Origin of the sequence: Sphingobium sp. SCG-1, from assembly GCF_002953135.1 — a bacterium.
In the GTDB taxonomy this organism is placed as follows: domain Bacteria; phylum Pseudomonadota; class Alphaproteobacteria; order Sphingomonadales; family Sphingomonadaceae; genus Sphingobium.
Map to the genome: position 1 here is coordinate 3,060,221 of NZ_CP026372.1, position 26,755 is coordinate 3,086,975.

At 61.5% G+C, this 26,755-nt stretch carries 24 protein-coding genes; 5 read left to right on the forward strand and 19 right to left on the reverse strand.

Annotated features, from left to right (window positions below; genetic code table 11):
- Positions 1 to 40: 40 nt before the first annotated feature.
- Positions 41 to 517: a vgr related protein gene (locus C1T17_RS13920; RefSeq protein ID WP_104953957.1), complete on the reverse strand. Its 477-nt coding sequence runs from the start codon at positions 515 to 517 to the stop codon at positions 41 to 43.
- 39 nt (positions 518 to 556) lie between these two features.
- On the reverse strand, positions 557 to 1,279 hold the full coding sequence (locus C1T17_RS13925; protein ID WP_104953958.1) for a phosphatase PAP2 family protein: 723 nt from the start codon (positions 1,277 to 1,279) through the stop codon (positions 557 to 559).
- Between the two features lie 150 nt (positions 1,280 to 1,429).
- Here C1T17_RS13925 and C1T17_RS13930 point away from each other — a divergent pair, with 150 nt between their 5' ends.
- Positions 1,430 to 3,460: a transglycosylase domain-containing protein gene (locus tag C1T17_RS13930; RefSeq protein ID WP_104953959.1), complete on the forward strand. Its 2,031-nt coding sequence runs from the start codon at positions 1,430 to 1,432 to the stop codon at positions 3,458 to 3,460.
- A 69-nt stretch (positions 3,461 to 3,529) separates the two neighbouring features.
- Here C1T17_RS13930 and rpmE read toward each other — a convergent pair whose 3' ends face one another.
- From rpmE to rpsB, 12 genes are all read right to left on the reverse strand, one after another.
- Positions 3,530 to 3,754, reverse strand: coding sequence for a 50S ribosomal protein L31 (rpmE, locus tag C1T17_RS13935; protein WP_104953960.1), 225 nt, complete (start codon positions 3,752 to 3,754; stop codon positions 3,530 to 3,532).
- A 117-nt stretch (positions 3,755 to 3,871) separates the two neighbouring features.
- Positions 3,872 to 4,354 (reverse strand): 3-hydroxyacyl-ACP dehydratase FabZ, encoded by a 483-nt coding sequence (fabZ, locus tag C1T17_RS13940; RefSeq protein WP_104953961.1) that lies wholly within the window; start codon positions 4,352 to 4,354, stop codon positions 3,872 to 3,874.
- A 13-nt stretch (positions 4,355 to 4,367) separates the two neighbouring features.
- Entirely contained in the window at positions 4,368 to 5,030 is a 663-nt protein-coding gene (locus C1T17_RS13945; RefSeq protein WP_104953962.1) for an OmpH family outer membrane protein, read from the reverse strand.
- Positions 5,030 to 7,744, reverse strand: a complete 2,715-nt coding sequence (bamA, locus tag C1T17_RS13950; protein WP_411269239.1) for an outer membrane protein assembly factor BamA — start codon at positions 7,742 to 7,744, stop codon at positions 5,030 to 5,032. The genes C1T17_RS13945 and bamA overlap by 1 nt, the downstream gene beginning before the upstream one ends.
- 102 nt (positions 7,745 to 7,846) lie before the next feature.
- Positions 7,847 to 8,980: an RIP metalloprotease RseP gene (gene rseP, locus C1T17_RS13955; RefSeq protein ID WP_104953964.1), complete on the reverse strand. Its 1,134-nt coding sequence runs from the start codon at positions 8,978 to 8,980 to the stop codon at positions 7,847 to 7,849.
- Positions 8,977 to 10,137 carry a 1-deoxy-D-xylulose-5-phosphate reductoisomerase gene (locus C1T17_RS13960; RefSeq protein WP_104953965.1) on the reverse strand — a complete coding sequence of 387 codons (1,161 nt, stop codon included), beginning with the start codon at positions 10,135 to 10,137 and terminating at the stop codon, positions 8,977 to 8,979. The genes rseP and C1T17_RS13960 overlap by 4 nt, the downstream gene beginning before the upstream one ends.
- A complete protein-coding gene (locus C1T17_RS13965; protein WP_104953966.1) occupies positions 10,134 to 10,916 on the reverse strand; it encodes a phosphatidate cytidylyltransferase in 783 nt (260 codons plus the stop codon). Before C1T17_RS13965 ends, C1T17_RS13960 begins: the two co-directional genes overlap by 4 nt.
- A gap of 39 nt (positions 10,917 to 10,955) precedes the next feature.
- The gene (locus C1T17_RS13970; protein ID WP_104953967.1) at positions 10,956 to 11,711 is read right to left on the reverse strand and encodes an isoprenyl transferase; all 756 of its coding nucleotides are present in this window, start codon (positions 11,709 to 11,711) and stop codon (positions 10,956 to 10,958) included.
- Between the two features lie 24 nt (positions 11,712 to 11,735).
- Entirely contained in the window at positions 11,736 to 12,293 is a 558-nt protein-coding gene (gene frr, locus C1T17_RS13975) for a ribosome recycling factor (protein WP_104953968.1), read from the reverse strand.
- A gap of 2 nt (positions 12,294 to 12,295) precedes the next feature.
- A complete protein-coding gene (pyrH, locus tag C1T17_RS13980; RefSeq protein WP_104953969.1) occupies positions 12,296 to 13,021 on the reverse strand; it encodes a UMP kinase in 726 nt (241 codons plus the stop codon).
- A 232-nt stretch (positions 13,022 to 13,253) separates the two neighbouring features.
- On the reverse strand, positions 13,254 to 14,180 hold the full coding sequence (gene tsf, locus C1T17_RS13985) for a translation elongation factor Ts (RefSeq protein WP_104955236.1): 927 nt from the start codon (positions 14,178 to 14,180) through the stop codon (positions 13,254 to 13,256).
- 96 nt (positions 14,181 to 14,276) lie between these two features.
- Positions 14,277 to 15,080 carry a 30S ribosomal protein S2 gene (gene rpsB / locus C1T17_RS13990; RefSeq protein WP_104953970.1) on the reverse strand — a complete coding sequence of 268 codons (804 nt, stop codon included), beginning with the start codon at positions 15,078 to 15,080 and terminating at the stop codon, positions 14,277 to 14,279.
- 258 nt (positions 15,081 to 15,338) lie between these two features.
- Between rpsB and C1T17_RS13995 the strand changes: the two genes are divergently transcribed.
- Positions 15,339 to 15,563 carry a hypothetical protein gene (locus tag C1T17_RS13995; RefSeq protein WP_104953971.1) on the forward strand — a complete coding sequence of 75 codons (225 nt, stop codon included), beginning with the start codon at positions 15,339 to 15,341 and terminating at the stop codon, positions 15,561 to 15,563.
- 31 nt (positions 15,564 to 15,594) lie between these two features.
- Here the strand turns inward: C1T17_RS13995 and C1T17_RS14000 are convergent, their stop codons facing one another.
- Complete coding sequence (locus tag C1T17_RS14000; protein WP_104953972.1) at positions 15,595 to 16,323, reverse strand: CDP-alcohol phosphatidyltransferase family protein; 729 nt, start codon at positions 16,321 to 16,323, stop codon at positions 15,595 to 15,597.
- A 53-nt stretch (positions 16,324 to 16,376) separates the two neighbouring features.
- Positions 16,377 to 17,111: a phosphatidylserine decarboxylase gene (locus C1T17_RS14005; protein ID WP_104953973.1), complete on the reverse strand. Its 735-nt coding sequence runs from the start codon at positions 17,109 to 17,111 to the stop codon at positions 16,377 to 16,379.
- A gap of 166 nt (positions 17,112 to 17,277) precedes the next feature.
- On the opposite strand from C1T17_RS14005, the gene C1T17_RS14010 reads away from it, so the two are divergent.
- The 3 genes from C1T17_RS14010 to C1T17_RS14020 all read left to right on the forward strand — a co-directional run bounded on the left by C1T17_RS14010 (position 17,278) and on the right by C1T17_RS14020 (position 22,032).
- Positions 17,278 to 18,495 carry an NADP-dependent isocitrate dehydrogenase gene (locus tag C1T17_RS14010; protein WP_104953974.1) on the forward strand — a complete coding sequence of 406 codons (1,218 nt, stop codon included), beginning with the start codon at positions 17,278 to 17,280 and terminating at the stop codon, positions 18,493 to 18,495.
- Positions 18,496 to 18,583: 88 nt separating this feature from the next.
- Positions 18,584 to 20,200, forward strand: coding sequence for a carbon-nitrogen hydrolase family protein (locus tag C1T17_RS14015; RefSeq protein ID WP_104953975.1), 1,617 nt, complete (start codon positions 18,584 to 18,586; stop codon positions 20,198 to 20,200).
- 59 nt (positions 20,201 to 20,259) lie between these two features.
- On the forward strand, positions 20,260 to 22,032 hold the full coding sequence (locus C1T17_RS14020; RefSeq protein ID WP_104953976.1) for a cation:proton antiporter: 1,773 nt from the start codon (positions 20,260 to 20,262) through the stop codon (positions 22,030 to 22,032).
- A gap of 16 nt (positions 22,033 to 22,048) precedes the next feature.
- Here C1T17_RS14020 and alaS read toward each other — a convergent pair whose 3' ends face one another.
- From alaS to C1T17_RS14035, 3 genes are all read right to left on the reverse strand, one after another.
- Positions 22,049 to 24,706 carry an alanine--tRNA ligase gene (alaS, locus tag C1T17_RS14025; RefSeq protein ID WP_104953977.1) on the reverse strand — a complete coding sequence of 886 codons (2,658 nt, stop codon included), beginning with the start codon at positions 24,704 to 24,706 and terminating at the stop codon, positions 22,049 to 22,051.
- Between the two features lie 85 nt (positions 24,707 to 24,791).
- Complete coding sequence (locus tag C1T17_RS14030) at positions 24,792 to 26,060, reverse strand: M24 family metallopeptidase (protein WP_104953978.1); 1,269 nt, start codon at positions 26,058 to 26,060, stop codon at positions 24,792 to 24,794.
- Positions 26,047 to 26,673 carry a glutathione S-transferase family protein gene (locus tag C1T17_RS14035; RefSeq protein WP_104953979.1) on the reverse strand — a complete coding sequence of 209 codons (627 nt, stop codon included), beginning with the start codon at positions 26,671 to 26,673 and terminating at the stop codon, positions 26,047 to 26,049. Before C1T17_RS14035 ends, C1T17_RS14030 begins: the two co-directional genes overlap by 14 nt.
- Between the last annotated feature and the right edge of the window lie 82 nt (positions 26,674 to 26,755).

Sequence of the window (26,755 nt, forward strand, 5' to 3'; positions counted from 1 at the left end):
GACTGCTTTGCCCCGGCAGGTCAACCGTCGATTGTTACGCTCAGCGCGTGCCGAACGGCAGGATGCTCTCCAGCGTCTCGCGCGGCGGCGCGCCCGGCACAATGACGCCATGACGCAAAAGGAATGTGTGACGGACGATCTCCGCCTGCTGCTCCAATCCATAGCGACTGAGGCTCCAGCCCGGTTTGATCGTATAGCTGTAACGGCAGAACGGGTGGCGTTCCAGGACGAGATTGATGCCGCGCTGATGCTGCCAGACGTGGACCAGTTCATGGATCAAATGCCCCTGCAAGCCCAGATTGCTGCTGGCGAAGCAGTCGCAGTAACTCTCGCCCTTCGGGTGAAAGTGGATCGCGCCGCGTGGGGCCATGGTCACATTGCGCGGATGAAACGGCCACCATTTGCGGCGATAGATGCGCACCGGATCAAGGTCGATGGCCTGCCCGAACATGCTTGTCGCCATGGCGCGCTCTGCGGGCGTGAGGGGGCGTCCCTGATCGTGTGGAGTGCGGATCATGCAACCAAGATAATCATTGCACCCTCAAGGGCCAACGCCTCATGCCACCTTCGGCGTGGTGCCCGGCTCCAGCTTCCGTTCCTTCTGCAACCGGCGCGCCAAGAGTGAGCAGAGCGTGGCCCAGGTCGCCCCCACGATCCACCCGGCGAGCACATCGCTCGGCCAATGCACGCCTAGATAGACACGCGATGCGCCGATCATCAGCGCAAGGATGATCGACACCAGGAGCAGGTAGATGCGCAACGCCCGCACCTGCTGCGTCCGCGCAAGCAATGCGCCCAACGTCAGATATACGATCGCGGAGTTCATTGCGTGGCCGCTTGGAAAGCTGGTCGAATGCACGTCCACCAGATGCGCTACAATGTCCGGACGCGGCCGATTGAACAGCGACTTGAGCGCCGTGCTGAGGATCGCCCCTCCGGCAATGGCGAATATCACGAACAATGCAGTAGCGCCCCGCCGCGCAACCATCAGGAATCCTGCGACGGCGACGGTAATGAGCGTGAGCACCGTCCATCCGCCCAGCGCCGTCACATCGCGCACCATCCGCAACAGCCAGCGCGGCCCGATCGGCGTCGTTGGATCACCCGGCACGCGCAAAGCCGAGATGATACGATGATCCAGCGCCATGGAATCGCCTTCCATCACTTCGGACGCCAGCTTGCCGAAAATGAAAAGGCCAAGACATAGGGCGAGGAAGGCGATCAATAGCCGCGCGTCGACGCGGACATTTTCCCGCCAGATGGCGCTCACGCGCTGCATTGCCTTCACGTGGGTTCCTCAAAAGCCGCAAGAAGCTGACAAATAGCGCCGATGTCCACTAGCGTTCAACCGACGACTGATTACAAGGCTCCAACAGCGTCGCGAAAGACTTGACTGTATGATGTACATAATACAGTATGAATACTCTGCATGACATCTTTTCCTGAACCTCTCGCCAATGGCGCGACACCCCCGCCCCCTTCCAGCTTCGGCGCAGGACCGCCGAGCAGCTTTGCGCCGCGCACCTCATGGCGGCGACGGATGCGGATCGCGGGATGGGTGTTGGCGGCAATGCTCGCGATCTTCATGGCGCTGGTGGCATGGCTTGCGATCACAGCGCCTCTTTCGCGCTCGCTGAAACCTATCGCCCCGCCCAGCATCACGCTTAAGTCGGCCGATGGCGCAGTCATTGCCCGCAAGGGCGCGATCATCGATAAGCCCGTGACGATCGCCGAGTTGCCCGCGCATGTGCCGCAGGCGTTCATGGCGATCGAGGACCGGCGCTTCTACAGCCACTGGGGCATCGATCCCCGTGGCATCGCCCGGGCGCTATGGCGCAACACCTTTTCGGGAACACGTCAGGGCGGCAGCACGATCACGCAGCAACTTGCCAAAGGCGTGTTCCTCAACAGCGACCGCACCGCCGGACGAAAGCTGCGCGAGGCGCTGATCGCGCTCTGGCTAGAGGCATGGCTTACCAAGGATCAGATATTGGAGCGCTACCTCTCCAATGTCTATTTCGGCGACAACGTCTATGGTTTGCGCGCGGCGGCGAAGCATTATTTCGATCGTCGTCCTGAGAAGCTGACGATCCCGCAGGCGGCCATGCTGGCGGGACTGCTGAAAGCGCCATCGCGGCTGGCGCCCACGTCCAATCTATCCGGCGCACGCGAACGCGCGGCGCTGGTCATGCAGGCGATGGTCGAAGCGGGGTTCATCACTCAAATGGCGAAGGACGAGTTGCGTCCCGCCCGTCTGGATGTGACCGAAACGCCCGAAGCGACGAGCGGCACCTACTTCGCCGACTGGGTACTACCCGAAGCGCGCGACCGCGCCGGCGCCGTCTATGGCGCGCAAGACATTGTGACGACGCTCGACAGCCGCTTGCAGAAACAAGCGGAGGGTGCGGTCCGGCGTGCTCCGCTGGGCAAGGCGCAGATCGCCATTGTGTCGATGAAGCCGGACGGCACCGTCGTCGCAATGGTCGGCGGCAAGCGTTACAAGGACAGCGCCTTCAATCGTGCGGTGCAGGCGAAAAGGCAGCCCGGATCAACGTTCAAGCTGTTCGTCTATCTTGCCGCCTTCCGTGCGGGCATGACGCCCGAAGACATGATTGATGACACGCCGATCAAGGAAGGCGAATATCGCCCTTCCAATCATGACGGACGTTATCGTGGGCGGATCACGCTGCGGCAGGCGTTCGCGGTGTCGAGCAATGTCGCGGCTGTGAAGCTTGCGCAGAAGGTGGGTATCCGCAACGTCATAAAGGTCGCGCGCGACCTAGGCATCACCAGCCCCATCGCCGAAAATCTTTCCACGGCGCTGGGCACCTCTGAAGTCACGCTTCTGGAACTGACGCAGGCTTATGCGGCGGTCGCGGCGGGCGCGTATCCTGTCGAAGCCCATGGGCTGCCGCCAGAGGAACGCAGTTGGGTCGCATCGCTGATGAACCGGCAGAAATCCTTCAGCGACAGCGAGTTGGAGATGATCCGCGACCTACTCTCGTCCGCCGCCAATCGCGGCACGGGTACGGCGGCCGCGCTCCACACCAGCACTTTCGGCAAAACGGGCACGACACAGGACAATCGCGACGCGCTGTTCGTCGGTTACGCAGGGGGTTTGGTGACTGCCGTGTGGGTCGGCAATGACGACAACACGTCCCTGCCGGGCTTTGCGGGCGGCGGCGTTCCGGCGCGAGTGTGGCGGGACTATATGTCGCGCGCAATCAATGAGCCGACGCCGGAAGTCGTGATGCCGGAGAACGGCAGCGATATCGTCAATTCCGTCGCGAACGTCAGCATAGCGACGGAAATCGGCAACATCAGCGTCGGTCTCGGACCGGATGGCATCAACCTGGGACTGGACCCAACCCTGCCTGACATCCCGGATATACCGCCCGCTACGCCCGCACCGCGTGTAGTGCCTACCACGCCGCCCCAGGCAAGCCAGCCGCCGCAATAAGCCGCCCATCTTTGCGGGCACAAAAAAAGGGCGCTCGATGGCGCCCTTTTCATATCGGAAAACCGAAGCTTACTTCTTGAGCGTGAGACCGCCGAAGCGCTTGTTGAAGCGCGCAACCTGGCCGCCCTGATCGAGCTGACGCGTACCGCCCGTCCACGCCGGATGCGACTTGGGATCGATGTCGAGCGCCAACGTGTCGCCTTCCTTGCCCCACGTGGAGCGCGTGCGATAGGTGGTGCCGTCGGTCATCTGGACGGTGATGAAGTGGTAGTCGGGATGCGTATCGGTCTTCATGAGTATTGCTCCGGATGCGGCCGGTTCCAACCGGCCTGAAGGATGCGTGAAATCTTTGCGAAGGCGCGCGGTTAGCGAGTTTCCCCGCAAAAGGCAATAGTCAGCCGGGTCGCGCCTCTACTTCGGCGGATCGGCAATCATCGCGGTGCAATGCGCCTCGGCAGCAAGCTTGCCATCGACCATCGCCTTGCCCGAAAATTTACAGATCGAGCCGCGCAGTGTCGTGAACTCCACATGGATGTCGAGCAGACAGCCCGGCTCCACGGGTGAGCGGAACTTAGCGTTCTCGATGGCCATGAAATAGACGAGCTTGCCGCTTCCGGCCAGGCCCATCGATTCGACCGCCAATACGCCGGCCGCCTGTGCGATCGCCTCGACAATCAACACCCCCGGCATGATCGGCCGCTCCGGAAAGTGCCCCGAGAAGAACGGTTCGTTGATCGTTACGGCCTTCACCGCATGGATGCTCTTGTTGGGCACCATTGAGACGACGCGGTCGATCAGCAGCATCGGGAAACGATGCGGCAGAGCGGCCATGACCCCCCGGATATCCAGGGGGCCACGCGCTTCGGCCACTTCGGGACTAACAGTGTCCGTCATTCAGCTTCGCCGCTTAGCGCGACTGCGGCTTCTGGTTGGCGTTGGCCGGTGCAGAAGCCGGAGCCGTCGCCGCGCCCTGACCACCCTGATTGGGCTGCCAACCGGCAGGCGGCGTGATGCCGACGCTGGGCACCAGCGCGTTCAACTCGGTCACGACAGCAGCCGTGATGTCGACGCCAGGCTGATAGGATACCGTCGCTTCGGGCGAAAGGACGAGGTCCACCTTTGCCTTCGTCATCGCTGCCTTAAGCGCGTCCGACAGCTTCGCCGTGATCTGCGCTTCGACATAGGCGTTGGCGAGCGCGATTGGCTGACCCAAACGCTGCAGTTCGGCCTGATAGGCCTGCTGCTGCTGCTGGAACTGCTCATACTGCGTCTGAAGCGCGGGTGTCGGCTTGCCGCCGGCCGCAGTGATCGCGGTCTGCAGCGTTGTGCCCTTCGCCTTCAGATCGGCATCGATAGCTGCCTTGCGCGCGTTGAACGCATCGATCTGCGCCTTGTACGTCGTGTTCATCTGCGTTCGGGCAGTGGTGTAGGCCGTGCTGGTGCCAACGGCCTGCTCCAGATTTGCGACCGCAATGCCGGTCTTCGACTGGGCGACTGCGGGTGCTGTTGCCAGCGCAATCGCCGTCATCGGCGTGAGTGCCAGAGCGGCAGCCTTGAAAATGGTCTTCATCAGAATTGAGTCCCTACGTTGAAAGTAATGAGTTTGTCGTCGTCCCCTGGTTCCTTCAGCAGCGCCTTCGCGATGTCGATCCGGAACGGGCCGAAAGGCGAGTTCCAGTTGACACCAAAGCCCACCGAAAGGCGCGGCTTGAGCGTGTCGCCTACATAATCTTCCTGGAAAGCAGTGCCGTCCTGGAACGTAGCTGTCGTTCCGGCGGGAGGGGTTCCGCAATTCCCAACAGATTGGGCAGTGCCGCGCACGCTGGTGGCTGTCGAACCCGTCCCTGTCGTCAGCGTGCAGTAACCCGGGAAAATGCCGCCGTTACCGATCAGCACAGGGTCCTTGATCCCTGCAACCGCGCCAACGTCTACGTAGACCGAGGGCCGCAAGCCGAGTTCGCGCGCTCCGGAGCCCAAGGGAATTTCTACCTCGCCACGAGCCATGTAGTAGATCTTACCGCCCAATGCATCGTCGGTGCGGTTGCTGTTTCCCGTACCCAAATCGTACCTGACGACACCATTGGCGTCCGTGGTCGACTGATAATAACGGCGCAGAACGCGGGGACCGATGCCGCGAATATCAAAACCGCGCATCTGCGGTTCACCCAGGAAGAAGCGGTCCGTCAAGCGGATACGCTCGACCGAATTGCCTGCGGCGTCGTACCGCGCCCCTTCGAGCGAATGGATGTAGCCGCCCTCCGCCGAAAGACTGGCGATGAAGCCGCTACCGATGTTGAAGTGCTTGGTCGCGTTCAGGCGCGTCTTGATATACTTGACGCTGCCGCCAAGACCCGCGAGATCCTGGCTGAGCGACAGGCTCTGCCCGCGTGTCGGACGGATGCGGTTGTCGCGATTGTCGAAAATCAACGAATAACCAATGGATGACGTGGTACGTTTGCCGATAGCATCGCAGAGATAGCGCCCGGCGAGAATGGGATCACAAGACAGTGGCAACGGCCCCGCACCGTCCGGATCGGAATAATAAGTGCTCCGATCCAACGTCACATCGTCGAAGCTCAACCCATAGCGCAGCGCCAGCGACATATATTCGGTCAGCGGCACACCCGCACGAAGCTGGAATCCGGTGCTGGTCTGCTCGTATGTCGTATTACGATCATTGTTAAGACCATATTGGAAGCTATTGAGATCGCGACGGAAGATGTCGCCACCCACAGCAATATTCTTATCGAGCAGATAAGGCTCGGTAAAGCCGACCTCTACCGACTTCGAATAGCTGGAATAATTGACACTAGTGCGTAGTTCCTGGCCCTTGCCACGGAAGTTACGCTGCGTGATCGATCCCGAAATGATGAACCGTTCCAGGCTGGAGAAGCCCGCCGAGAGCGAAAGCTCGCCCGTCGATTTTTCCTCAACGTTGGTCTCCAGAATGATGCGATCTGGCGAGGAACCCGGCTTCTGCTCGATATCCAGCTTCTCCTGGAAGAAACCAAGCGAATTGATACGATCCTTGGAGCGCTTGACGGCGAAGCTGTTGAATGCGTCGCCCTCGGCCAGTCGGAATTCGCGGCGGACGACCTTGTCCTGCGTCAGCGTGTTGCCGTTGATGTCGATCCGCTCGACATAAACGCGCGGCGCGTTGGCGATGCGGAAGGTGATCCCCATCGTCAGGTTTTCCTTGCTCCGGTTGAAGTCCGGAGACACATCAGCAAAAGCGTAGCCGAACAGGCCAGCGGTCTCGTTCAACTGGTCGACCGTATCCTCGACCTGCTTCGCGTTATACCAGTCGCCCTTCTTCATCGGCAGCAGCTTGGTAAGCGAATCGCCGGACAGGTCGCGAATGTCGCTCTCAACCTTCACGTCGCCGAATTTGTAGCGATCCCCCTCCTCGACCACGTAGGTGATGATGAAGTCCTGCTTGTCGGGCGTCAGTTCCGCTACGGCGGAAATCACCCGGAAATCAGCATAGCCTTGCGTCAGGTAGAATTGACGCAGCTTCTGCTGGTCATACGCCAGACGATCCGGATCGTAGCTGGTGCCCGAAGAGAACAGACGGAACCAGCGCGCGGCCTTGGTCGCCATTTCACCTTGCAGGCGACCATCCTTGAACTTCTCGTTGCCGATGATGTTGATCTGGCGGACCTTGGACTTGGGCCCTTCGCTGATCTCGAACACGATATCGACACGGTTCTGGTCGAGCTGCACCATCTTCGGCTCGACTGTCGCAGCAAAACGGCCCTGACGGCGGTACAGTTCGATGATGCGGGCGACGTCGGCACGCACCTTCGATCGCGTGTAAATCTGGCGCGGCGCAAGCTTGATCTCGGGCCGGATCTTGTCTTCCTTCAACCGCTTGTTGCCTTCCAGCACGATGCGGTTGATGACCGGGTTTTCCTTAATCTCGATGGTCAGCACGCCCGCGTCATCGCGGATTTGCACGTCTGCGAACAACTCGGTCTCGAACAGGTCGCGTAGCGCCTGATCGAGGCTTTCGCGCGTATAAGGCTGACCAATGCGCAACTTGGTGTAGGAGAGGACGGTATCCGGCTCCAGACGCTGCTGGCCAGTGATGTTGATCGCCTTGATCGGCGCAGCCACTTGTGCGGCGGGCGGCGTCGCAGGCGCAGCGGGGGGCGTGGGCGCCTGCGCGCGCTGAGCCGCCGCAATAGAGGGCACTCCGGCGATCATCGTCCCGGCCAAAAGGGCGACCAGACCCAGGCGCTGATGCACCGGCCGGTCGAATTTGCTGCTCTTGGTCGCTATCACCCGCTTCACCCTTGAAAATAAATCGCGGCCATCGGCCTAACAAAACTGCATGGTTGTTTCAGATTGTTGCCCGAACCCGGCCTGCTCACTGCCTCAACCGCGTCAGCCGATCAAGCCGGACAGGCTTCTCCACAGGCCGAAAGACGACAAATCGTTGAAAGTCACCAGCACCATCACCGTCAGGAGCACCATCAACCCCGATCGATAGGCCATTTCCTGCACCTGCGGGCTGACCGGACGCCCTTTTATCCCCTCGATTGCGTAGAACAGCAAATGCCCGCCATCCAGCATCGGAATTGGCAACAGGTTGATGAACCCCAAGTTAATCGAGATAAAAGCCATCAGGAAGATGAAGCTCTGCCAGCCCATGTTCGCCGCCTGACCCGAGACATCGGCAATCTTCAACGGCCCGCCCAGTTCTTTCGCTGACCGCCGCCCGGTAATGATCTGCCACAACCCGTCGAGCGAGGAGGTTAGAAGCTGCCCGACCTTCCGCGCGCCAACCACCGGCGCCTCCAGCAAGCCTATCTTCCGGAACGTCAGCGGGCCGGACGCCACGCCAAGCTGCCCCAGCCGGAAGATATTGCCGAAGCGATCCTTCTCGATCCGCGTTCCCGCGGCGATCGACACGTCGAAGCGCTTGCCGTTGCGCTCGACGACATAGGGCAGCAGCTCGTTGGGACGCAGCGTCACTATCGACGAGATATCCGTGAAGCTGTTGATATCCCGATCCATGATGCTGACGATGCGGTCGCCCTTTTGCAGACCAGCCGCCTGCGCCGCCGATCCGGCCGATACCGCACCGACCACCGGAGGACTCTCCGGATCGCCCTGAATATAGGACAAGCCGCCAAGTAGAAGGATCGCGGCCAGGAAATTGATGGCGGGCCCGGCGAATACGATCGCCGCGCGCTGCCACACTGGTTTGCCGGGGAAACTTTCCGCGCGGTCCTGCGCCGACATATGCAGCCATGCCGGGTCCGTCTGGCTCGCCGCGTTCATATCGCCCTTGAACTTCACATAGCCGCCCAGCGGCAGCATCCCGATGCGCCAGCGCGTGCCGCGCTTGTCCACCCAGGCGAGAAGCTCCTTGCCGAAGCCGATGGAGAAGGCTTCTGCCTTCACCCCGCACCAGCGACCGACAATATAATGACCAAATTCGTGGACGAAAACGAGCGGGCCGATAATGGCGAGGAAAGCGAATACGGTCAGTAGAAGGCTCGGATTCTCAATCAAGCTTGCACTCTTTCCACCATGCTGGATGCAGCCGCGCGCGCTTGGGCGTCCGTCTCCAGAATCCCTGCAATGTCGCAGGGTGCTGGCGCGCTATAGCCTGCCAGCACTTCTTCCACAATCGCGGCGATTCTTAAGAACTCGATGCGCCCGCCGAGAAACGCGGCGACCGCCACTTCATTCGCGGCATTGAGCGTAGCGGGATGCCCGCCCCCTGCCCGCGCCGCATCACGCGCGAGCCGCAGGCCGGGAAAACGCACCGGGTCGGGCGCTTCGAAATCCAGACGGCCGATAGTGACGAGATCGAGCGGCTGGCACGGTGTCGCAATGCGCTCCGGCCAGGCCAGCGCATGAGCGATCGGTATGCGCATGTCGGGACTGCCAAGCTGCGCCAGCGTCGAGCAATCGCGATACTCCACCATCGAGTGGATCACCGACTGCGGATGGACGAGGATCTCGATATTATCGAGGCCGACGGGAAACAGGTGATCCGCCTCGATCAATTCCAGCCCTTTGTTCATCATCGTAGCGCTGTCGATGCTGATCTTCGCGCCCATTGACCAGTTGGGATGCTTGACTGCCTGCGCGGGCGTCACCGCCGCCATCTGCGTACGGGTGAAATCGCGGAACGGCCCGCCGCTGGCCGTCAGAGTAATGCGCCGCACATCCTCCATCCGGCTTCCGGCAAGACATTGGAAGATCGCGTTGTGCTCGCTATCGACGGGCAGCAGCGTCGCGCCCGACGCACGTACGGCCCCCATCATCAGCGCGCCCGCCGATACCAGCGACTCCTTGTTGGCGAGCGCGACCGTATGCCCCCGCTCCAACGCCGCCAAAGTCGGCTCAAGCCCAGCGCATCCGACGATGGCCGCCATGGTCCAGTCAACATCGAGCCGCGCCGCATCGACCAGCGCCTGCGGGCCGGCTTCCGCGCGAATGCCTGTGCCTGCCAGCGCCTGTTTGAGATCGGCGTACAGCGCTTCCTGTCCGATCACGGCAACCTCTGCACGGTGCCTCCGTGCAGCTTCCGCCAGTCCAGCCACATCGCCATGCGCTGTCAACGCAACGACTTGCCAGGCATCACTATCACGCTCTACGAGGTCCAGCGTGGACGTGCCAACCGATCCCGTCGCACCGAAGATCGAGATACGGCGCGTCATAGCAAACCCGGCAGCGCAACCAGCAGCGCTGCAAGCGGCGCGGCCGTCACCACACCGTCCAGCCGGTCAAGCACCCCGCCATGGCCGGGCAACAATGTGCCGCTATCCTTGACCCCCGCGCGCCGTTTAAGCGCGCTTTCGAACAGGTCGCCGCCCTGCGCCGCCACCGCCAGAATCCCGCAAGCCGCAGCCAGCTTTACAGGCAAGCCAGCCCCAAAATGGAGAGCGAAACCGAAGGCCAGCGAAGCGAGTACACCGCCGCCAAGCCCCGCCCAGGTCTTCGAGGGACTTATCGATGGCGCAAGCTTCGGCCCACCGATGGACCGGCCCGCGAAATACGCGCCGATATCGGTAGCCCACACCAATCCCAAAGCCCAGAACGCCAGCAGCAATCCGTTATGCTGAGCCCGCAGGAACAGCAGCGCCAGAACCGGAATGCCGACATACAGGATGCCGAGCGCCAGCGGGAACGAACGCGTAATTGCCACCACGAACAAGGCTGCGCCCAAAAGCAATCCGATCGCGAGAAAAGACGGCCCGGCCGCAAGCGGATCAGGCGCCATGATCGCCAGCGGCACACAGATCGCAAACATCGCCAACCTGCGCGCGCGCGCATCCGCACCGATCAGGCTACCCCATTCGCCTTGCATCAGCACACCGGCCACGGAAGCGAGGACCCAGAACAGGATATGCCCCATCAATAACGCTGCTACGGCAACGCAGATAAGCGCAATGCCCACAATAGCGCGAGTCTTCAGGTCACTGGGTCGCCCGGTCATCGCAATATCACGCCTCTGCCCTGATCGAACGCACGCCGTTCAAAGGCCACCATAACGGCGGTCGCGGTCCTTGAAGGCATGAAGCGCACCCGCCAGCGCCTTGGTATCAAAATCCGGCCAGAGAACGTCGGTAAAATAGAGTTCCGCATAGGCCGCCTGCCACAGCAGGAAATTGCTGAGGCGCTGCTCGCCCGACGTGCGGATCATCAGGTCGAGCGGTGGCAGGCCCGCCGTATCGAGCGCGCCATGCAAGTGATCGGCGCAAATCTCGTCGGGCGCGATTTCACCCGAGGCCGCGCGCGCCGCCAGGCTCTGCACCGCCCTGACCATCTCGTCCTGCGACCCATAATTGAGCGCTATTGCCAGGACCGGGCCAGTGTTCACTGCCGTCCGCGCCAAAGCATCATCGATCAGCGCCACCAGCGAGGGTTCCAGTGCGCGATAATTGCCGATCACCCGCAACCGCACATTATCGGAGACCATCTCGTCGATGTCGGCCTCGATGAAGCGGCGCAACAAGCCCATCAGGTCGGCAATTTCCGCTGCAGGACGCTTCCAGTTTTCCGAAGAAAAAGCATAGAGCGTTAGGCACTCGATTCCGAGTTCCCGCGCGGATCTCGCGATCTTCCGCACCGCATCCACGCCAGCTTTATGCCCGGCGAAACGCGGCAACAGGCGCTTCTTCGCCCACCGCCCATTGCCGTCCATGATGATCGCGACATGCCGCGCGCCATGATCGGGCACGTCATGGGGCGAAACGCTGGTCCGCGTGCTGGAAGATGCCTGAGTTGCCACAAGAACTATGTGCCGGTTTGCGGCCTATTGGCCAAGTATTTCTTTTTCCTTGGCACTCGCGGCGGCATCGATGTCCGCGATGGTCGCGTCGGTCAGCTTCTGGACTTCGGTTTCCAGGCGCTTGCGATCATCCTCGCTGATCTCGCCCTTCTTCTCGTCGACCTTCAGGCTATCCATGCCGTCGCGACGCACATTGCGCGCGGCGATGCGCGCGCCTTCGGCATATTTGCTGGCAAGCTTGGCCAATTCCTTGCGGCGTTCCTCGGTCAGATCGGGAATCGGCAGGCGCAATGTGGTGCCATCGGTAATCGGATTGAGCCCCAGCCCCGCCGAGCGGATTGCCTTCTCGACAGGCGTCACATTGCTGCGGTCCCACACCTGGACGGAGATCATGCGCGGCTCAGGCGCGGATACTGTCGCGACCTGATTGAGCGGCATATGGGCGCCATATACTTCGACGGTCACGGGATCGAGCAACGCGGTATTGGCGCGCCCCGTGCGAAGACCGGACAAATCACCCTTCAACGATTCGACGGCACCGGCCATGCGACGTTCCAGATCGCTCTTGCTATATTGCGGCATGATTACTTCTCCTGAGCCTGTACGATCGTCGCTGTCCCGTCGCCTGCCAACACCTTAGACAGGTTGCCGGTTTCGCGGATATTGAAGACGACGATGGGAATATTGTTTTCGCGACACAACGCTACGGCGCTCGCGTCCATGACCTTGAGATTATCATTGAGGACACGGTCGAAAGTCACTGATTCATAACGGGTAGCGCTGGCCACCTTCTTGGGATCGGCATCATAGACGCCATCGACGCTAGTGCCCTTGAACAGCGCGTCGCAACCCATTTCAGCGGCGCGCAAAGCCGCAGCGGTATCGGTCGTGAAGAAGGGATTGCCCGTCCCCGCCGCGAAAATCACGATGCGGCCCTTCTCCAGATGCCGCTCAGCACGACGGCGAATATAGGGTTCGCACACGCTGGCCATGGGGATCGCGGACTGCACACGCGTATCGCGGCCCATCCGTTCCAGCGCATTCTGAACCGCCAGCGCGTTCATCACGGTTGCCAACATACCCATATAATCCGCGCTGGTGCGGTCAAAGCCCTTGGCCGCAGCCGCCAGCCCGCGAAAAATGTTCCCGCCACCCACGACAACACATAATTCGAACCCGGCGTCGCTGGCTGCCGCGATCTCGCCCGCGATCCGGTCCACCGTTTCCGGGTCAATGCCGAACTGGCCAGACCCCATCAATACTTCGCCGGAGAGCTTGAGCAGGATGCGCTTGAAGGCTGGCCGAGTCATGCGGGGCGTTGATCCTGTCTGGTCATGGAAATGGCGCGCACCTTAGGCAGTGCGCGCCATGATGTGAAGCGGGGTTTTATCGGTTGGGGCAGCTTCACGCCCGCAAAGCGACCTCTAATCCGTTCGCCCTGAGCGAAGTCGAAGGGCCACGCTGAACGAAGTGAAGTACGCTTCGCCAGCGGCTCAGCGAAAGCCTTCGACTTCGCTCCGGCCGAACGGATAAGTTAGGTGATTAGACCCCAGCAGCCGCCGCAACTTCCGCTGCGAAGTCGCTGACTTCCTTCTCGATGCCTTCGCCCAGCTGGAAGCGGACATAGCCCTTCAGCGTGATCGACTTGCCCGCGTCCTTGGCCGCCTTGGCGACGACGTCTGCGACCGGCGTCTTGTTGTCCATCACGAACAACTGACTGAGCAGCGCGTTTTCCTTGGCGTATTTGGCAACGGCGCCATCGACCATCTTGGCGATGATCTCGGCAGGCTTACCCGACTCGGCCGCCTTCTCGGTCGCGATGGCGCGTTCACGCTCCAGTTGCGCCGGATCGATGTCGCCAGCGGCCAGCGCCAGCGGGAAAGCGGCGGCAATGTGCATCGCGATCTGCTTGCCGAGCGGCTCCAGAACGTCGGCAGGCGCATCCCCTTCCAGCGCGACCAGCACGCCGATCTTGCCAAGGTTTGGCGCCGCAGCGTTATGCACATAGGACACGACGATACCCTGATCGACCGACACATGCGCCACGCGACGCAGCGTCTGGTTCTCGCCGATGGTGGCGATGTTCGCGACCAGCTTCTCCGAAACAGTGCCGCCCGAAGGATACGCCGCAGTCGCCAGCGCCTCAGCGTCTGTGGTCTGCTGATCCAGTGCGATCTGCGACACGGTGCGAACGAAGTCCTGGAACTGCTCGTTCTTCGCAACGAAGTCCGTTTCGCTGTTCACTTCGACGGCAACGCCCTTCGTCCCGGCGACGGCAACGCCGACCAGACCTTCAGCAGCAGTGCGGCTCGACTTCTTCTGTGCGGCGGCAAGGCCCTTGGCGCGCAGCCAGTCGGTCGCTGCTTCGATGTCGCCACCGGATTCGGTCAGCGCCTTCTTGCAATCCATCATGCCCGCACCCGAACGGTCGCGCAGTTCCTTGACACTGGCGGCGGTAATCTCGGCCATCGTGATTTCCTTCATTCTATTTCAAATATGCGGGAGGGCGCGATCCTGATCCAAGAGCGCGCCCTACCCGATGAGCTTTGCAGTTTTGCGAAAGCGTCAGGCTTCGGTGGCGGCAGCCTCGGCAGCAGGCGCTTCTTCCGGAGCGACTTCGACGGCAACTTCCTCAGGAAGCGGCTCGTCCATCGCACCCAGGTCTACGCCCGAAGCCTGCACCGCACCACGGTTGCCCTTGGTGGCGGCTGCGGCGATCGCATCGCAATACAGGCGGATGGCGCGGCTCGCGTCGTCGTTCGCGGGAACCGGGAACGCAATACCGTCAGGCGACACGTTGGTATCGAGGATCGCCACGACCGGGATGCCCAGCGTGTTGGCTTCCTTGATCGCCAGTTCTTCCTTGCCCGCGTCGATCACGAACATCACGTCGGGGATGCCGCCCATGTCGCGGATGCCGCCCAGCGACAATTCCAGCTTTTCGCGCTCGCGCGTCATCTGGAGGACTTCCTTCTTGGTCAGGCCGTGAGTGTCACCCGACAGCTTTTCCTCAAGAGTCTTCAGACGCTTGATCGAACCGGAAATCGTCTTCCAGTTGGTGAGCATACCGCCCAGCCAGCGGTGGTTGACGAAGTGCTGGCCCGAGCGGCGTGCGGCTTCAGCAATAGGGTCTTGAGCCTGGCGCTTCGTGCCGACGAAGAGAACCTTCCCACCGGCGGCAACGCTGGCCGACACGAAGTCGAGCGCGCGGGCGAACAGCGGAACGGTCTGCGAAAGGTCGAGGATGTGGATGCCGTTGCGGTCGCCGAAAATATACGGCTTCATGCGCGGGTTCCAGCGGTGCGTCTGGTGGCCGAAATGCGCGCCAGCTTCGATCAATTGCTGCATCGAGACGACAGGTGCCGCCATAATAGTTCTCCTTACCGGTTGAGCCTCTGGGAATCAGTGACCTTCTGGCTTCTGAAAGAAGTCGTCCGGCACCGGGATGTGCGATTCCCATGTGGATTGGAGCGCGCCCTCTAACGGTCAAACGCCCGCAATGCAAGGCTTGACATACATCTAGTTAAGGAACATATAGGGAACATACGGAACAAAGTGCTAGTTCAGGCGGTTTGCATCTCAGTTCCCGACAAACCGTGCAAACGGCGGGATAGAAAGGCCAGTTCGATGTTTGAGTTGATTTCAGAGTTGGTGTTGGTGTCCGGTTTCGCCATCGCCATTAGTGTGATCGCATGGATGTTCGCACAGTATCGCGACAAGATTGTCGCGGCGCTTGTGCTTGAGCCGATGCCGGAAACGGTGCGCGTCTATCATGTGAGGGTTAGCCGCCCGCGCGTTCGCCCGGTGCAGACTGCCCGTGTGCATCCGATCCGCACTGCGCTCGCAGCCTGATTGCTAAGCCAAGGCAGTACGAAACCACTAATCAGGCGGGATTATCGGACGGCGTTTTCGTTTTAAGCACCTTGCCATAGCTGAGGATGCCGAATGGTATAAGCGCGACATAGATCAGGCTGATGACTAGCAGTGTGTGCCAAGGCACCGTCATCAGCAACGCGGCGAGTAATCCTGCGACCAAGATGGCTTCAAGTCGAATGGTCTTGCGCAAGCGCAGCGACGACCAACTGAAGGTTGCGACATTCGATATCATCAGGAATGCAATGAACGCGGTCCACGGCGCCACCACATACCAAGCCCGGAAAATCTCGAGCCCCGTAACGAACCAAAGATAAAGAGGCACGAAGGTGAGTCCAGCGCCCGCAGGTGCCGGCACGCCCGTCAGAAATCCCGCAGACTTGTGCGGCTGAACATCGGCATCGATATTCGCGTTGAACCGGGCCAGACGCAGGGCACAGGACAAGGCGTGAGCGAGAGCAAAAATCCAGCCGACCTTCGGCATACTCTGCAACGACCAAAGATACAGGATCAACGTAGGCGCGACGCCAAATGCAATGACATCGGAAAGCGAATCCAGTTCCGCCCCGAAGCGGCTCTCCCCGCGCAACAATCGCGCGATGCGTCCATCAAGACCATCCAGCACACCCGCCAGCACGATACACGCAACTGCCCGCTCCCACTCGCCCGCAATGCCGTAACGAACCCCGGTAAGCCCGAAGCACAGGGCCATCGCAGTAACGGCATTAGGCGCAAGCATTCGCAACGTGATGCCGCGACGCAGCCCCCGCGGAATGGCGCGCCGCCGCTGCCTCACTGCAAAACCCCCGCGACTGGGTGCATATCCCCAAGCTTCGCAAGCACCGTCTCACCAGCCACCGTCCGCTGCCCTAGCACGACGCGCGGCATCGTTCCCTCGGGCAGATACACGTCCACCCGACTGCCAAAGCGGATCAGCCCGATCCGCTGCCCCGCCGCGACGACATCGCCGGGCTTCACAAACGGCACGATCCGGCGCGCGACCAGCCCCGCGATCTGCGTGAACCCGATTCGCAGGCCATCCGCACGCTCCACCAATATGTGCTGGCGCTCATTGTCCTCGCTCGCCTTGTCGAGATCGGCGTTCAGGAACTTGCCCGAAATATAGATAACGTTCTTGATCGAACCGCTGATCGGCGTGCGGTTGATATGCACGTCGAACACGCTCATGAAGATCGACACGCGGATCATCGGCGTATCGCCCAAGCCCTGCGGCCCGGCCATCTCGCGCGGCGGCGTCACGCGCTGGATCAGCGTCACCAGTCCATCGGCAGGCGCCACCAACAGGCTGTCATCCTGTGGCGTGGCGCGAATCGGATCGCGGAAAAAGGTTAATACCCATATGGTTACGATAACCATCAGCCATCCGATCACATCCCACCCGAACAGGAAGAAGGCTCCGGTAATCACAGCAGCGATCAGGCCGAATTTGCGTCCCTCGGGATGAACGGCGGGAAAGCGCCACTTGACGCCGCCACCTGCGGCCATCGAAAATTCGTTGTTTTCCATTAGCCTGTCTTACGGACTGATCCCGCCGGTGACAACGTGCGTTAGGCCGTCAACTTCATACTCGTCTTGGCCTGCGCAAAAACCTTGGGAACGGTTGATAAACCGGCATCCTTTCCCTAGACGCGGTGCCAACTCATCCCCAGTGAACAGAAAGCGAAACAGGCGAATGGCGAAGATCAAAGTCAAAAATCCGGTGGTCGAACTCGACGGCGATGAGATGACCCGCATCATCTGGGAATGGATTCGCGAACGCCTGATTAAGCCTTATCTCGACATCGACCTCAAATATTACGACCTGTCCGTCCAGAAGCGCGACGAAACCAACGACCAGATCACCGTCGACAGCGCCAAGGCGATCCAGCAATACGGCGTTGGTGTTAAGTGCGCGACGATCACGCCGGACGAGCAACGCGTCGAGGAATTCAGCCTCAAGAAGATGTGGAAGTCGCCGAACGGCACGATCCGCAACATTCTGGGCGGCGTCGTCTTCCGCGAACCGATCGTTATCAAGAACGTGCCGCGCCTCGTCCCCGGCTGGACCGACCCGATCGTCGTTGGCCGCCACGCATTTGGCGACCAATATAAGGCCACCGATTTCCGCGTACCCGGCCCCGGCAAGCTGCGCCTCGTCTGGGAAGGCGACAATGGCGAGAAGATCGATGAGGAAGTGTTCCAGTTCCCCAGCGCCGGTGTCGCCATGGGCATGTACAACCTCGACGATTCGATCCGCGACTTCGCCAAGGCCAGCATGAACTACGCGCTCGACCGCAAGTGGCCGCTGTATCTCTCCACCAAGAACACGATCCTCAAGGCTTATGACGGTCGCTTCAAGGATCTGTTCCAGGAAGTGTTCGACGCCGATTTCGCCGCCAAGTTCAAGGAAGCGGGCATCGTCTACGAGCACCGCCTGATCGACGATATGGTCGCCTCCGCGCTGAAGTGGAGCGGCAAGTTCGTCTGGGCGTGCAAGAATTATGACGGCGACGTGCAGTCCGACACCGTGGCACAGGGCTTTGGTTCGCTCGGCCTGATGACGTCGGTCTTGATGTCGCCCGACGGCAAGACGGTGGAAGCCGAAGCCGCGCACGGCACCGTCACGCGCCACTACCGCATGCATCAGCAGGGCAAGGCGACGTCGACCAACCCGATCGCCTCGATCTTCGCCTGGACGCAGGGCCTCTCCTTCCGTGGGAAGTTCGATGACACGCCCGAAGTCACACGCTTTGCCGAAACGCTGGAGCGAGTCTGCATCGAAACTGTCGAGAAAGGCGCGATGACCAAGGATCTGGCGCTGTTAATTGGTCCGGATCAGGCATGGATGACGACGGAGCAGTTCTTTGAGGCAATCCGCGCGAACCTAGAGACCGAAATGGCGTCCTGGTAAAACCGGAACCGAAATAATCGACTGATTGTTCGGCTCCAGCGATGGGTGATCCCCTCGCTGGGGCCGAACTATTTTCCAGGGAAGAACAATGACGACAGCGGTACGCAAGCGCCTGGAAATTCGGAATGCCGTTCCATCGGACGTACGCGCCATCCAGCGCCTGATCGAGCGCGCCTATCCCGGTATGCCTGGCTACTCTCCGGCGACGCTGCGGGGCCAGATCAACAATTTCCCCGAAGGTTGCTTCGTCGCACTCTACGACAACAAGGTCGTAGGATATTGCGCGACCATGCGCGTCAGCAAGGCGATGGCTTTTTCACCCCATGATTGGGAAGAAATCACTGCCAATGGCTTCGGCACGCGCCATAGCGCGGCGGGCGAATGGCTCTATGGCTATGAAATGGCGGTCGATCCGCGCCAGCGTGGCCTACGCATCGGCCAGCGCCTTTACGACGAACGCAAGGAACTGGCGGAGCAGCTTGACCTCCACGGCATCGTCATTGCGGGCCGAATGCCGGGATATGCCCGCGCCAAGCGCCGCGTCGGCAGTGCGCAGGATTATCTGGACGGCGTGATCGCGGGCAAGCTGCGCGACCCGGTGCTCAGCTTCCAACTGAAGAACCAGTTCGAACCGCTTGGCGTGCTGGCAAATTACCTGCCAGAAGATAAACTCTCCGGAGGCAACGCCGCGCACCTCGTATGGCGCAATCCCTATGTCGATCCCGACGAAGCGCCCGAAATGCGTGTGCCGCGTGGCGTCGAGAGCGTCCGCCTCGCAACATGTCAGCTACAGGCCCGTGCAGTCGAGGACTTTGAAGGCTTCGTCCGCAACATCGAATATTTCGTCGATGTCGCCGCCGATTACCGGTCGGACTTCATTATCTTCCCCGAACTCTTCACGCTGCCGCTCCTCTCCTTCGAAACCAAGAAACTGTCTCCGGCCGAAGCGATCGACCGCCTGACTACCTACACGCCCCGCCTTACCAAGGAACTCGCGCGCATGGCGCTGGAGTATAATGTCAACATCATCGGCGGATCGCACCCGACTCGCACCGATGACGGGGACATCCAGAACGTCGCCTACGTCGCCCTTCGCGACGGCTCGGTCCATGCGCAGGAGAAGATCCACCCCACACCCAACGAAGCCTTCTGGTGGAACATCAAGGGTGGCGAATCCCTGGACGTGATCCAGACAGACTGCGGCCCGATCGGCGTGCTCATCTGCTACGACAGCGAATTTCCTGAACTCGCGCGCCGTCTCGTCGATCAGGGCGCACGGATGATTTTCGTCCCCTTCTGCACCGACAGCCGCTCCGGCTACATGCGCGTGCGCTACTGCTGTCAGGCGCGCGCGATCGAGAACCAGTGCTATGTCATCATGTCCGGGAATGTCGGCAACCTGCCCAACGTCGACAATATGGACATTCAGTATGCACAAAGCTGCATCCTCACACCCTGCGACCTCCCCTTCGCACGCGACGGCATCGCCGCGGAAGCCAGTGAGAATGTCGAAACACTCACCATCGCCGACGTCAATCTGGCAGACCTTAGCTGGGCGCGGGCGGAAGGCACTGTGCGCAACCTGCGCGACCGGCGCTTCGATTTGTATCACATCGAATGGGACAATAATCTGGCGAACCACAGTCACACGCCGAGCGGCGGCCCGGTGCCCGCTGGTGGCCACAACTCGCCCGGCGGCGGCTAAGGCGCTTTTTTTGGGTATAAGGCGCTGACAAATGCCCGATCCGCTGCGTAAGATAGGGCATGGCAGTGGAATTAAATCATTCGGGCTTCAGTGACTCACTCGTAATCCTAGGCGCGGCGGGTCTAGTGATTCCGGCGTTCGCGCGATTCCGGATCAGCCCCGTCATTGGGTTTATCCTCGTCGGGCTTGCGGTCGGACCGGCTGGTTTGGGGGCGCTCGTCAGCCAATATCCCTGGCTCTATTACATCACGATCTCCGACCCAAAGGCGATCGCGCCATTCGCCGAACTCGGCATCATCTTACTGCTGTTCTCCATCGGGCTGGAACTGAGTTTCAAGCGCCTGTGGACGATGCGAACGCAGGTCTTCGGCGTCGGCGCGGCGGAGTTGCTGATAAGCGCCGCAGTCATCGGCGCGGCGCTCTACCTGATCGGCCAGTCCGCTGGCGGAGCGATCGGCCTCGGACTGGCGCTGGCGCTCTCCTCCACCGCCCTCGTATTGCCAATGGTCGGTACACAAAGCGCCATCGGACGGTCGGCCTTTTCCATGCTGCTGTTTGAGGACTTGGCGCTCGTTCCCATCATCTTCCTCCTTGGCGCGCTGGCTCCGGCGGCGGGTAGTGAGGGGTGGGTCGGGCTGGCCAGCACGCTCGTCAAAGGCGGCGTGACGATTGTCGCGATGCTGGTGCTGGGCCGCTTCACGCTGCCCCACATCTTCAGCCAAGCCGCGCGCACCAAAAGCCCCGAAGTGTTCCTGGCCGCCAGCCTGCTCGTGGTGATCGTCTCCAGCCTGGCGACCGCGCTGGTCGGCTTGTCGCCGATCGTCGGCGCTCTGCTGGCGGGCATATTGATCGCCGAGACGGACTATCATGGCGAAGTCGAAGTCATGACTGCGCCGTTCAAGGGTCTCGCCCTGGGCGTATTCCTCATCACTGTCGGTATGAGCCTCGATCTGCGAGTCATCGCTGCAAACTGGTCCATCCTGCTCCTCGCCGTTGTGGGCGTGGTCATCGTAAAGACGGTCATCACGACGCTGTTGCTGCGGTTCTCCGGCGTCAGTCGCGGCGTCTCGCTGGAAGTCGGCGTGTTGATGTCTAGCCCGTCCGAAACGACGCTGATCGTGCTGACGGCCGCGTCCGCCGCGCAACTGATCCTGCCATCGACCGCCGCCTTCTGGCAGATCGTCACCGCGATTGGCCTCACCATCACCCCCCTGCTCGCCCGGATCGGGCACGACGTAGCGCGGCGGCTGGAACTTGCCAGCTCCGAGGAACCCGTTTCGATGGGCGAGGATGGCGCCCAGCCCGCCGCCGTCGTGATCGGTTTCGGGCGCGTTGGCCAGATGGTCTGCGACCTGCTGAAGTCGCATAATCAGCCCTTCATCGCCGTCGAATCCGACGCGGATGTCGTCGCCGCCGCCCGCCGTTCGGGCTATCCGATCCTGTTCGGCGACGTGTCGCGCGCGGAAATGCTCGACAAGCTGCGCCTTGGCCATGCCCGCGCGTTGATCCTGACGATGGACGATCCTGTTCTATCGGTCCGGGTGACGCGCCGGGTGCGCGGCTGGATACCCGACCTGCCCATCATCGTCCGTGCGCGCGACACGGATCACGCAGCCGAATTGTACAAGGCCGGGGCCAGCGACGCCGTGCCCGAAACATTGGAAAGCTCGCTACAACTCGCCGAAACCGCACTCGTCGACCTAGGTGTCGCCATGGGCCCGGTCATCGCCTCGATCCACCAGATGCGCGAAGATCTGCGCGAGGAGATCAAGGACGCAGCGAACATGGATCAGGCCCCGAAGCTGCGAAAACTGCGGGCGGAGGACGCCTGACGCGGCCTTGCGCTAATTACAGCGCAGGCACCGCCGCCAGCGCATTCTTCACAGCCTGCAACGCATCCGCCGCCTTGTCGCCCTCGGGACCACCGCCCTGCGCCATGTCAGGACGGCCACCGCCGCCCTTCCCGCCCAAGGCTTCGACACCCACTTTCACCAGGTCCACGGCGCTGATCGCCGGGGCCAGATCACCGGTCACGCCCACCGCGATGCTGGCGCGCCCGTCGAGCACAGCGATGATTGCGGACACGCCGCTGCCCATCATCGCCTTGTTCTGGTCAATCAGGCCGCGCAATTCCTTGGGGTCGAGACCCTGAATGACTTGGCCGAGGAACGCGACATTACCGACCTGCTCGGGTCCAGCCGCAGCCTTCGTCCCACCGCCACCCAAGGCAAGCGCCTTCTTCGCATCGGCCAGTTCGCGCTCCAGCTTGCGGCTCTGCTCGACCAGCGCCGCAATCCGCGCAGGTACATCATCGGGCGCGGTGCGCAGCGTAGCCGCCGCCTGCCGCAAGCGCTCATCGCGATCGATCAGCCACAGCCGCGCCGCTTCGCCGGTCAGTGCCTCGATCCGGCGAATACCGCTGGACACTGCGCTTTCGGAAATGATCTTGAACAGCGCGATATCGCCTGTCGCGCGGACATGCGTACCGCCACAAAGCTCGACGGAATAATGCATGTCGTCGCCCTTCCCCATCGACAGCACGCGAACCTCGTCGCCATATTTCTCCCCGAACAGCGCCATCGCGCCAGCCGCAACCGCGTCGTCGGGCGTCATCAGGCGCGTCGTCACTTCCTCATTATGCCGGATCTGCGCATTCACATCGGCCTCGACCTGCGCGATCTGCGCTGACGTCAGTGCTTCGGGATGCGAGAAATCGAAGCGCAACCGATCGGCAGACACCATGCTGCCCTTCTGCGTGACATGACTGCCCAGGCGATGCCGCAAGGCTGCGTGCAGCAGGTGAGTCGCGCTATGATTTGCGCGCACTCGGTCGCGACGATCAGCATCCACCGAGAGATGGACGGTATCGCCAACCTTGATGCTGCCCGCGTCCACCTTCGCGAAATGGGCGTGCAGGCGGCCGAGAGGCTTGCCCGTGTCATCCACCGTCGCGACGAAGCCGTTCGCGCCCGAGATAGTGCCCGCATCGCCACTCTGGCCACCACTTTCGCCGTAAAAGGGCGTCTGGTTGGTAAGAATCACGACGCTCTCACCGGCGGAAGCGCTGTCGGCCTTGCTGCCCTCTTTCACGATCGCAACCACCTGCCCCTCGCCCTGCGTCGAGATGTAGCCGGTAAATTCGGTTCCGCCCTCGCTATCAGCGATGTCGTACCAGATGTCGTCCGAAGCCTTGTCGCCTGAGCCTTTCCAGGCCGCCCGCGCCGCAGCCTTCTGCTCCGCCATTGCCGCATCGAAGCCTGAACGATCCACAGACAGGCCACGCGAACGCAACGCATCCTCGGTCAGGTCATAGGGAAAACCATAAGTGTCATAGAGCTTGAACGCCGTCTCGCCGGGCAGCGTCGCACCTTCGTCCAGGTCCGACGTCGCATCCTCCAGCAGCCGCAGTCCCTTCTCCAGCGTCTGCCGGAACCGCGTCTCCTCGCGCAGCAGCGTTTCCTCGATCAGCGGTTGCGCGCGAACCAGCTCAGGGAAAGCGCCGCCCATTTCGCTGACGAGGCTGCCGACCAGCCGATACATCAACGGGTCCTTTGCGCCGATGATATGCGCATGTCGCATCGCCCGGCGCATGATCCGCCGCAGCACATAGCCTCGCCCTTCATTGGCAGGCAGCACACCATCCGCGATCAGGAACCCTGCGGAGCGCAGATGGTCGGCGATCACGCGATGGCTGGCCTTGTGCGCGCCATCGGTCGAGGTCCGCGAAATCGCGCCGCTTTCCGCGATCAGCGCCTTGAACGTGTCGGTGTCGTAATTGTCATGCACGCCCTGCATGACGGCCGCGATCCGCTCCAGCCCCATGCCGGTGTCGATACTGGGGCGCGGCAGTTCGGAGACGATCTCGTTCGCTTCCTGCTCATACTGCATGAAGACGAGGTTCCAGATTTCGACAAACCTGTCGCCATCTTCTTCCGGCGATCCCGGCGGGCCGCCCCATATATGGTCGCCATGGTCGAAGAAGATTTCCGAACACGGCCCACAGGGTCCGCTGTCACCCATCGCCCAAAAATTGTCCTTGGTCGGAATCCGGATGATGCGCTCTTCGGGCAAGCCCGCGATCTTCTTCCAAAGGTCGAAGGCTTCGTCATCGGTGTGATAGACGGTCGCCGTCAAACGATTGGGATCAAGCCCCCATTCCTTCGTCAGCAACGTCCAGGCGTGCGTGATCGCCTGTTCTTTAAAATAGTCCCCGAAGCTGAAATTTCCGAGCATTTCGAAAAAGGTATGATGCCGCGCCGTATAACCGACATTATCCAGATCGTTATGCTTGCCGCCCGCACGCACGCATTTCTGACTGGATGTGGCCTTGCTGTAAGGGCGCTTTTCGAGGCCTGTGAACACGTTCTTGAACGGCACCATGCCCGCATTGACGAACATCAGCGTCGGATCATTGTGCGGGACCAGCGACGCCGACGCGACGGGGGTGTGCCCGGTGCCCGCGAAATAATCCAGGAAAGAGCGGCGGATGTCATTGGTCGATGTCATGGGACGGACTTAGAAGGTCGCGATGCGCTTCTCAAGTGCGGCGACGCGCCAAAACCCTATCGCGTTCAGATAAAGCGCGACTTCCTCACCCCAAAGGCGCGTCCAGCGATGTCGGCGGCATCGAAAACCATTTGGGACCAGCAGCCGTCATGTGGAAGCAATCCTCCAGACGGACGCCAAACTTGCCGGGAAGATAGAGGCCCGGCTCATTGGAAAAGCACATCCCTTCCGCCAGACGCGTCATTTCCCCATGCACCAGATTAATCGGCTCATGCCCTTCCATGCCGATGCCATGGCCAGTGCGGTGGGAAAGCCCCGGCAGCGCGTAACGCGGGCCATAGCCGAGGGACTCGTAATAAGAGCGGACGGCATCATCGACCGCTCCTGCGAGAGCGCCGAGTTGGGCCGCAGCGAAGGCGACCTGCTGACCTTTCGCCACCTGCTCCCATACCTGCCGCTGATCCTTCGTGGGATTGGCACCATGGACGAACGTCCGCGAAATGTCGGACTGATAGCCCTCCACCGTACAGCCGCAGTCCATCACGACGACCGATCCGGCGGCAACCACCTGGGGCTTGCCACTGCCATGTGGGTAGGCGGCCGCTTCGCCGATCAGCACCAGCGAAAATTCCGGCACACCACCCAAGGCAATGGTCGCGCGATTCATCATGTCACTGATATCGGCAGGCGTCATGCCGGTGCGGACGCGCGGGACCGTCCAGCGATAGGCGGCGAGCGTCACGTCGGAGGCCGCTTGCATCAGCGCGATTTCGGCTGGCGTCTTGCGCATCCGGCATCCCCGCACGACCGGGTTTGCCGATACGAGCGATTGGCCGGGAAGCGCAGCGCGCAAGCCGTCGAACGCAAAGAAGCGCGCGGTTTCCTCGATCCCGATCTTCGTATTTCCGACGCCACGTTCTTTCAGAAATGCCGCGACGAGCGCCAGCGGGATCTCGTCCTCCTGCCACACGCGGATATCCGCATCGATGCCCAGCGTCTCGGCGACCGATGGCCGCTCGAAGAATGGCGTGACGATAACGGGCCGTCCCTCGGCGGGGATGATCGCGGCAGTCAGGCGCTCGCTTCGATGCCAGCGGACGCCAGTGAAATAGGTGAGGCTCGCGCCCGGTTCGACAAGGATCGCGCCGATGTCGTGTTGCTGCATCAGCCGCTGCGCCCGCTCGATGCGCGCCGCCCGCTCCGCCCGGGAGATCGGCGCGACGCCGTTCGTCAGCGGCTTTAGACCGGGGATCGCCTCCTCCCGCGCGAGCGCCCGAAGCGGTCGTCCGATCGCCGCCGCCCCGCCGGCCAGTCCCAATCCCATCAGCAGGTTCCGACGATCAAGCATAGGCATAGGGACCACCCTGAACGAGAGCCGCCTGATAGGCCGGGCGCGTATGCATCCGGTCCAGCCACGCAATAAGATGCGGTCGGGATGCGTCGAGACCTGCGCGGGCGCGGGATGCCTCCAGCGGAAAGCTCATCATGATATCGGCCGCAGTGAAATCCTGACCCGCAAAATGAGGTCGCGCGGCCAGTTCGCTTTCAAGCCAGTCCAGATGCGTGTCGAGCATCCCCTGGATGGGCTTACGCGCTGGCCGGCCCAGCAGTCCGAGCTTCCGGACGACCAGCATCGCCAGAAGCGGCGGCATCATCGAGCCTTCGGCATAATGCAGGAAGTGGCGGTATCTCAGCGCGTCACCTGGATCACCAGGCGTGCCCAGGCGACTGCCCGCCTTGCCCACGAGATATTCGACGATCGCGCCGGTCTCGGCCACGATCTGCCCGTCGTCATCGATGACAGGAGACTTGCCCAGCGGATGGACGGCCTTCAATTCGGGAGGCGCGAGCATAGTCTTCGGGTTCCGTTGATAGCGGACCACGCTGTAGGGCAAGGAGAGTTCTTCGAGCAGCCAGAGAATCCGTTGCGAACGGCTATTCTCAAGGTGATGGACGATGATGGTCATGGGCGCTCCTTGTGCCGCGGAGGCTAACAGAGTTTGCAACGTGTCAAAGCGATTTCCCGCCGCTCTCACATAGCGATTGCCT

Bases quoted from the DNA above. Each gene is read 5' to 3' on its own strand.
- C1T17_RS13920 (WP_104953957.1), bottom strand. From the start codon at position 517: ATGATCCGCACTCCACACGATCAGGGACGCCCCCTCACGCCCGCAGAG.
- C1T17_RS13925 (WP_104953958.1), bottom strand. From the start codon at position 1,279: ATGCAGCGCGTGAGCGCCATCTGGCGGGAAAATGTCCGCGTCGACGCG.
- C1T17_RS13930 (WP_104953959.1), top strand. From the start codon at position 1,430: ATGACATCTTTTCCTGAACCTCTCGCCAATGGCGCGACACCCCCGCCC.
- rpmE (WP_104953960.1), bottom strand. From the start codon at position 3,754: ATGAAGACCGATACGCATCCCGACTACCACTTCATCACCGTCCAGATG.
- fabZ (WP_104953961.1), bottom strand. From the start codon at position 4,354: ATGACGGACACTGTTAGTCCCGAAGTGGCCGAAGCGCGTGGCCCCCTG.
- C1T17_RS13945 (WP_104953962.1), bottom strand. From the start codon at position 5,030: ATGAAGACCATTTTCAAGGCTGCCGCTCTGGCACTCACGCCGATGACG.
- C1T17_RS13960 (WP_104953965.1), bottom strand. From the start codon at position 10,137: ATGACGCGCCGTATCTCGATCTTCGGTGCGACGGGATCGGTTGGCACG.
- C1T17_RS13965 (WP_104953966.1), bottom strand. From the start codon at position 10,916: ATGACCGGGCGACCCAGTGACCTGAAGACTCGCGCTATTGTGGGCATT.
- frr (WP_104953968.1), bottom strand. From the start codon at position 12,293: ATGCCGCAATATAGCAAGAGCGATCTGGAACGTCGCATGGCCGGTGCC.
- pyrH (WP_104953969.1), bottom strand. From the start codon at position 13,021: ATGACTCGGCCAGCCTTCAAGCGCATCCTGCTCAAGCTCTCCGGCGAA.
- tsf (WP_104955236.1), bottom strand. From the start codon at position 14,180: ATGGCCGAGATTACCGCCGCCAGTGTCAAGGAACTGCGCGACCGTTCG.
- rpsB (WP_104953970.1), bottom strand. From the start codon at position 15,080: ATGGCGGCACCTGTCGTCTCGATGCAGCAATTGATCGAAGCTGGCGCG.
- C1T17_RS13995 (WP_104953971.1), top strand. From the start codon at position 15,339: ATGTTTGAGTTGATTTCAGAGTTGGTGTTGGTGTCCGGTTTCGCCATC.
- C1T17_RS14000 (WP_104953972.1), bottom strand. From the start codon at position 16,323: ATGCTTGCGCCTAATGCCGTTACTGCGATGGCCCTGTGCTTCGGGCTT.
- C1T17_RS14005 (WP_104953973.1), bottom strand. From the start codon at position 17,111: ATGGAAAACAACGAATTTTCGATGGCCGCAGGTGGCGGCGTCAAGTGG.
- C1T17_RS14010 (WP_104953974.1), top strand. From the start codon at position 17,278: ATGGCGAAGATCAAAGTCAAAAATCCGGTGGTCGAACTCGACGGCGAT.
- C1T17_RS14015 (WP_104953975.1), top strand. From the start codon at position 18,584: ATGACGACAGCGGTACGCAAGCGCCTGGAAATTCGGAATGCCGTTCCA.
- C1T17_RS14020 (WP_104953976.1), top strand. From the start codon at position 20,260: ATGGCAGTGGAATTAAATCATTCGGGCTTCAGTGACTCACTCGTAATC.
- alaS (WP_104953977.1), bottom strand. From the start codon at position 24,706: ATGACATCGACCAATGACATCCGCCGCTCTTTCCTGGATTATTTCGCG.
- C1T17_RS14030 (WP_104953978.1), bottom strand. From the start codon at position 26,060: ATGCCTATGCTTGATCGTCGGAACCTGCTGATGGGATTGGGACTGGCC.
- C1T17_RS14035 (WP_104953979.1), bottom strand. From the start codon at position 26,673: ATGACCATCATCGTCCATCACCTTGAGAATAGCCGTTCGCAACGGATT.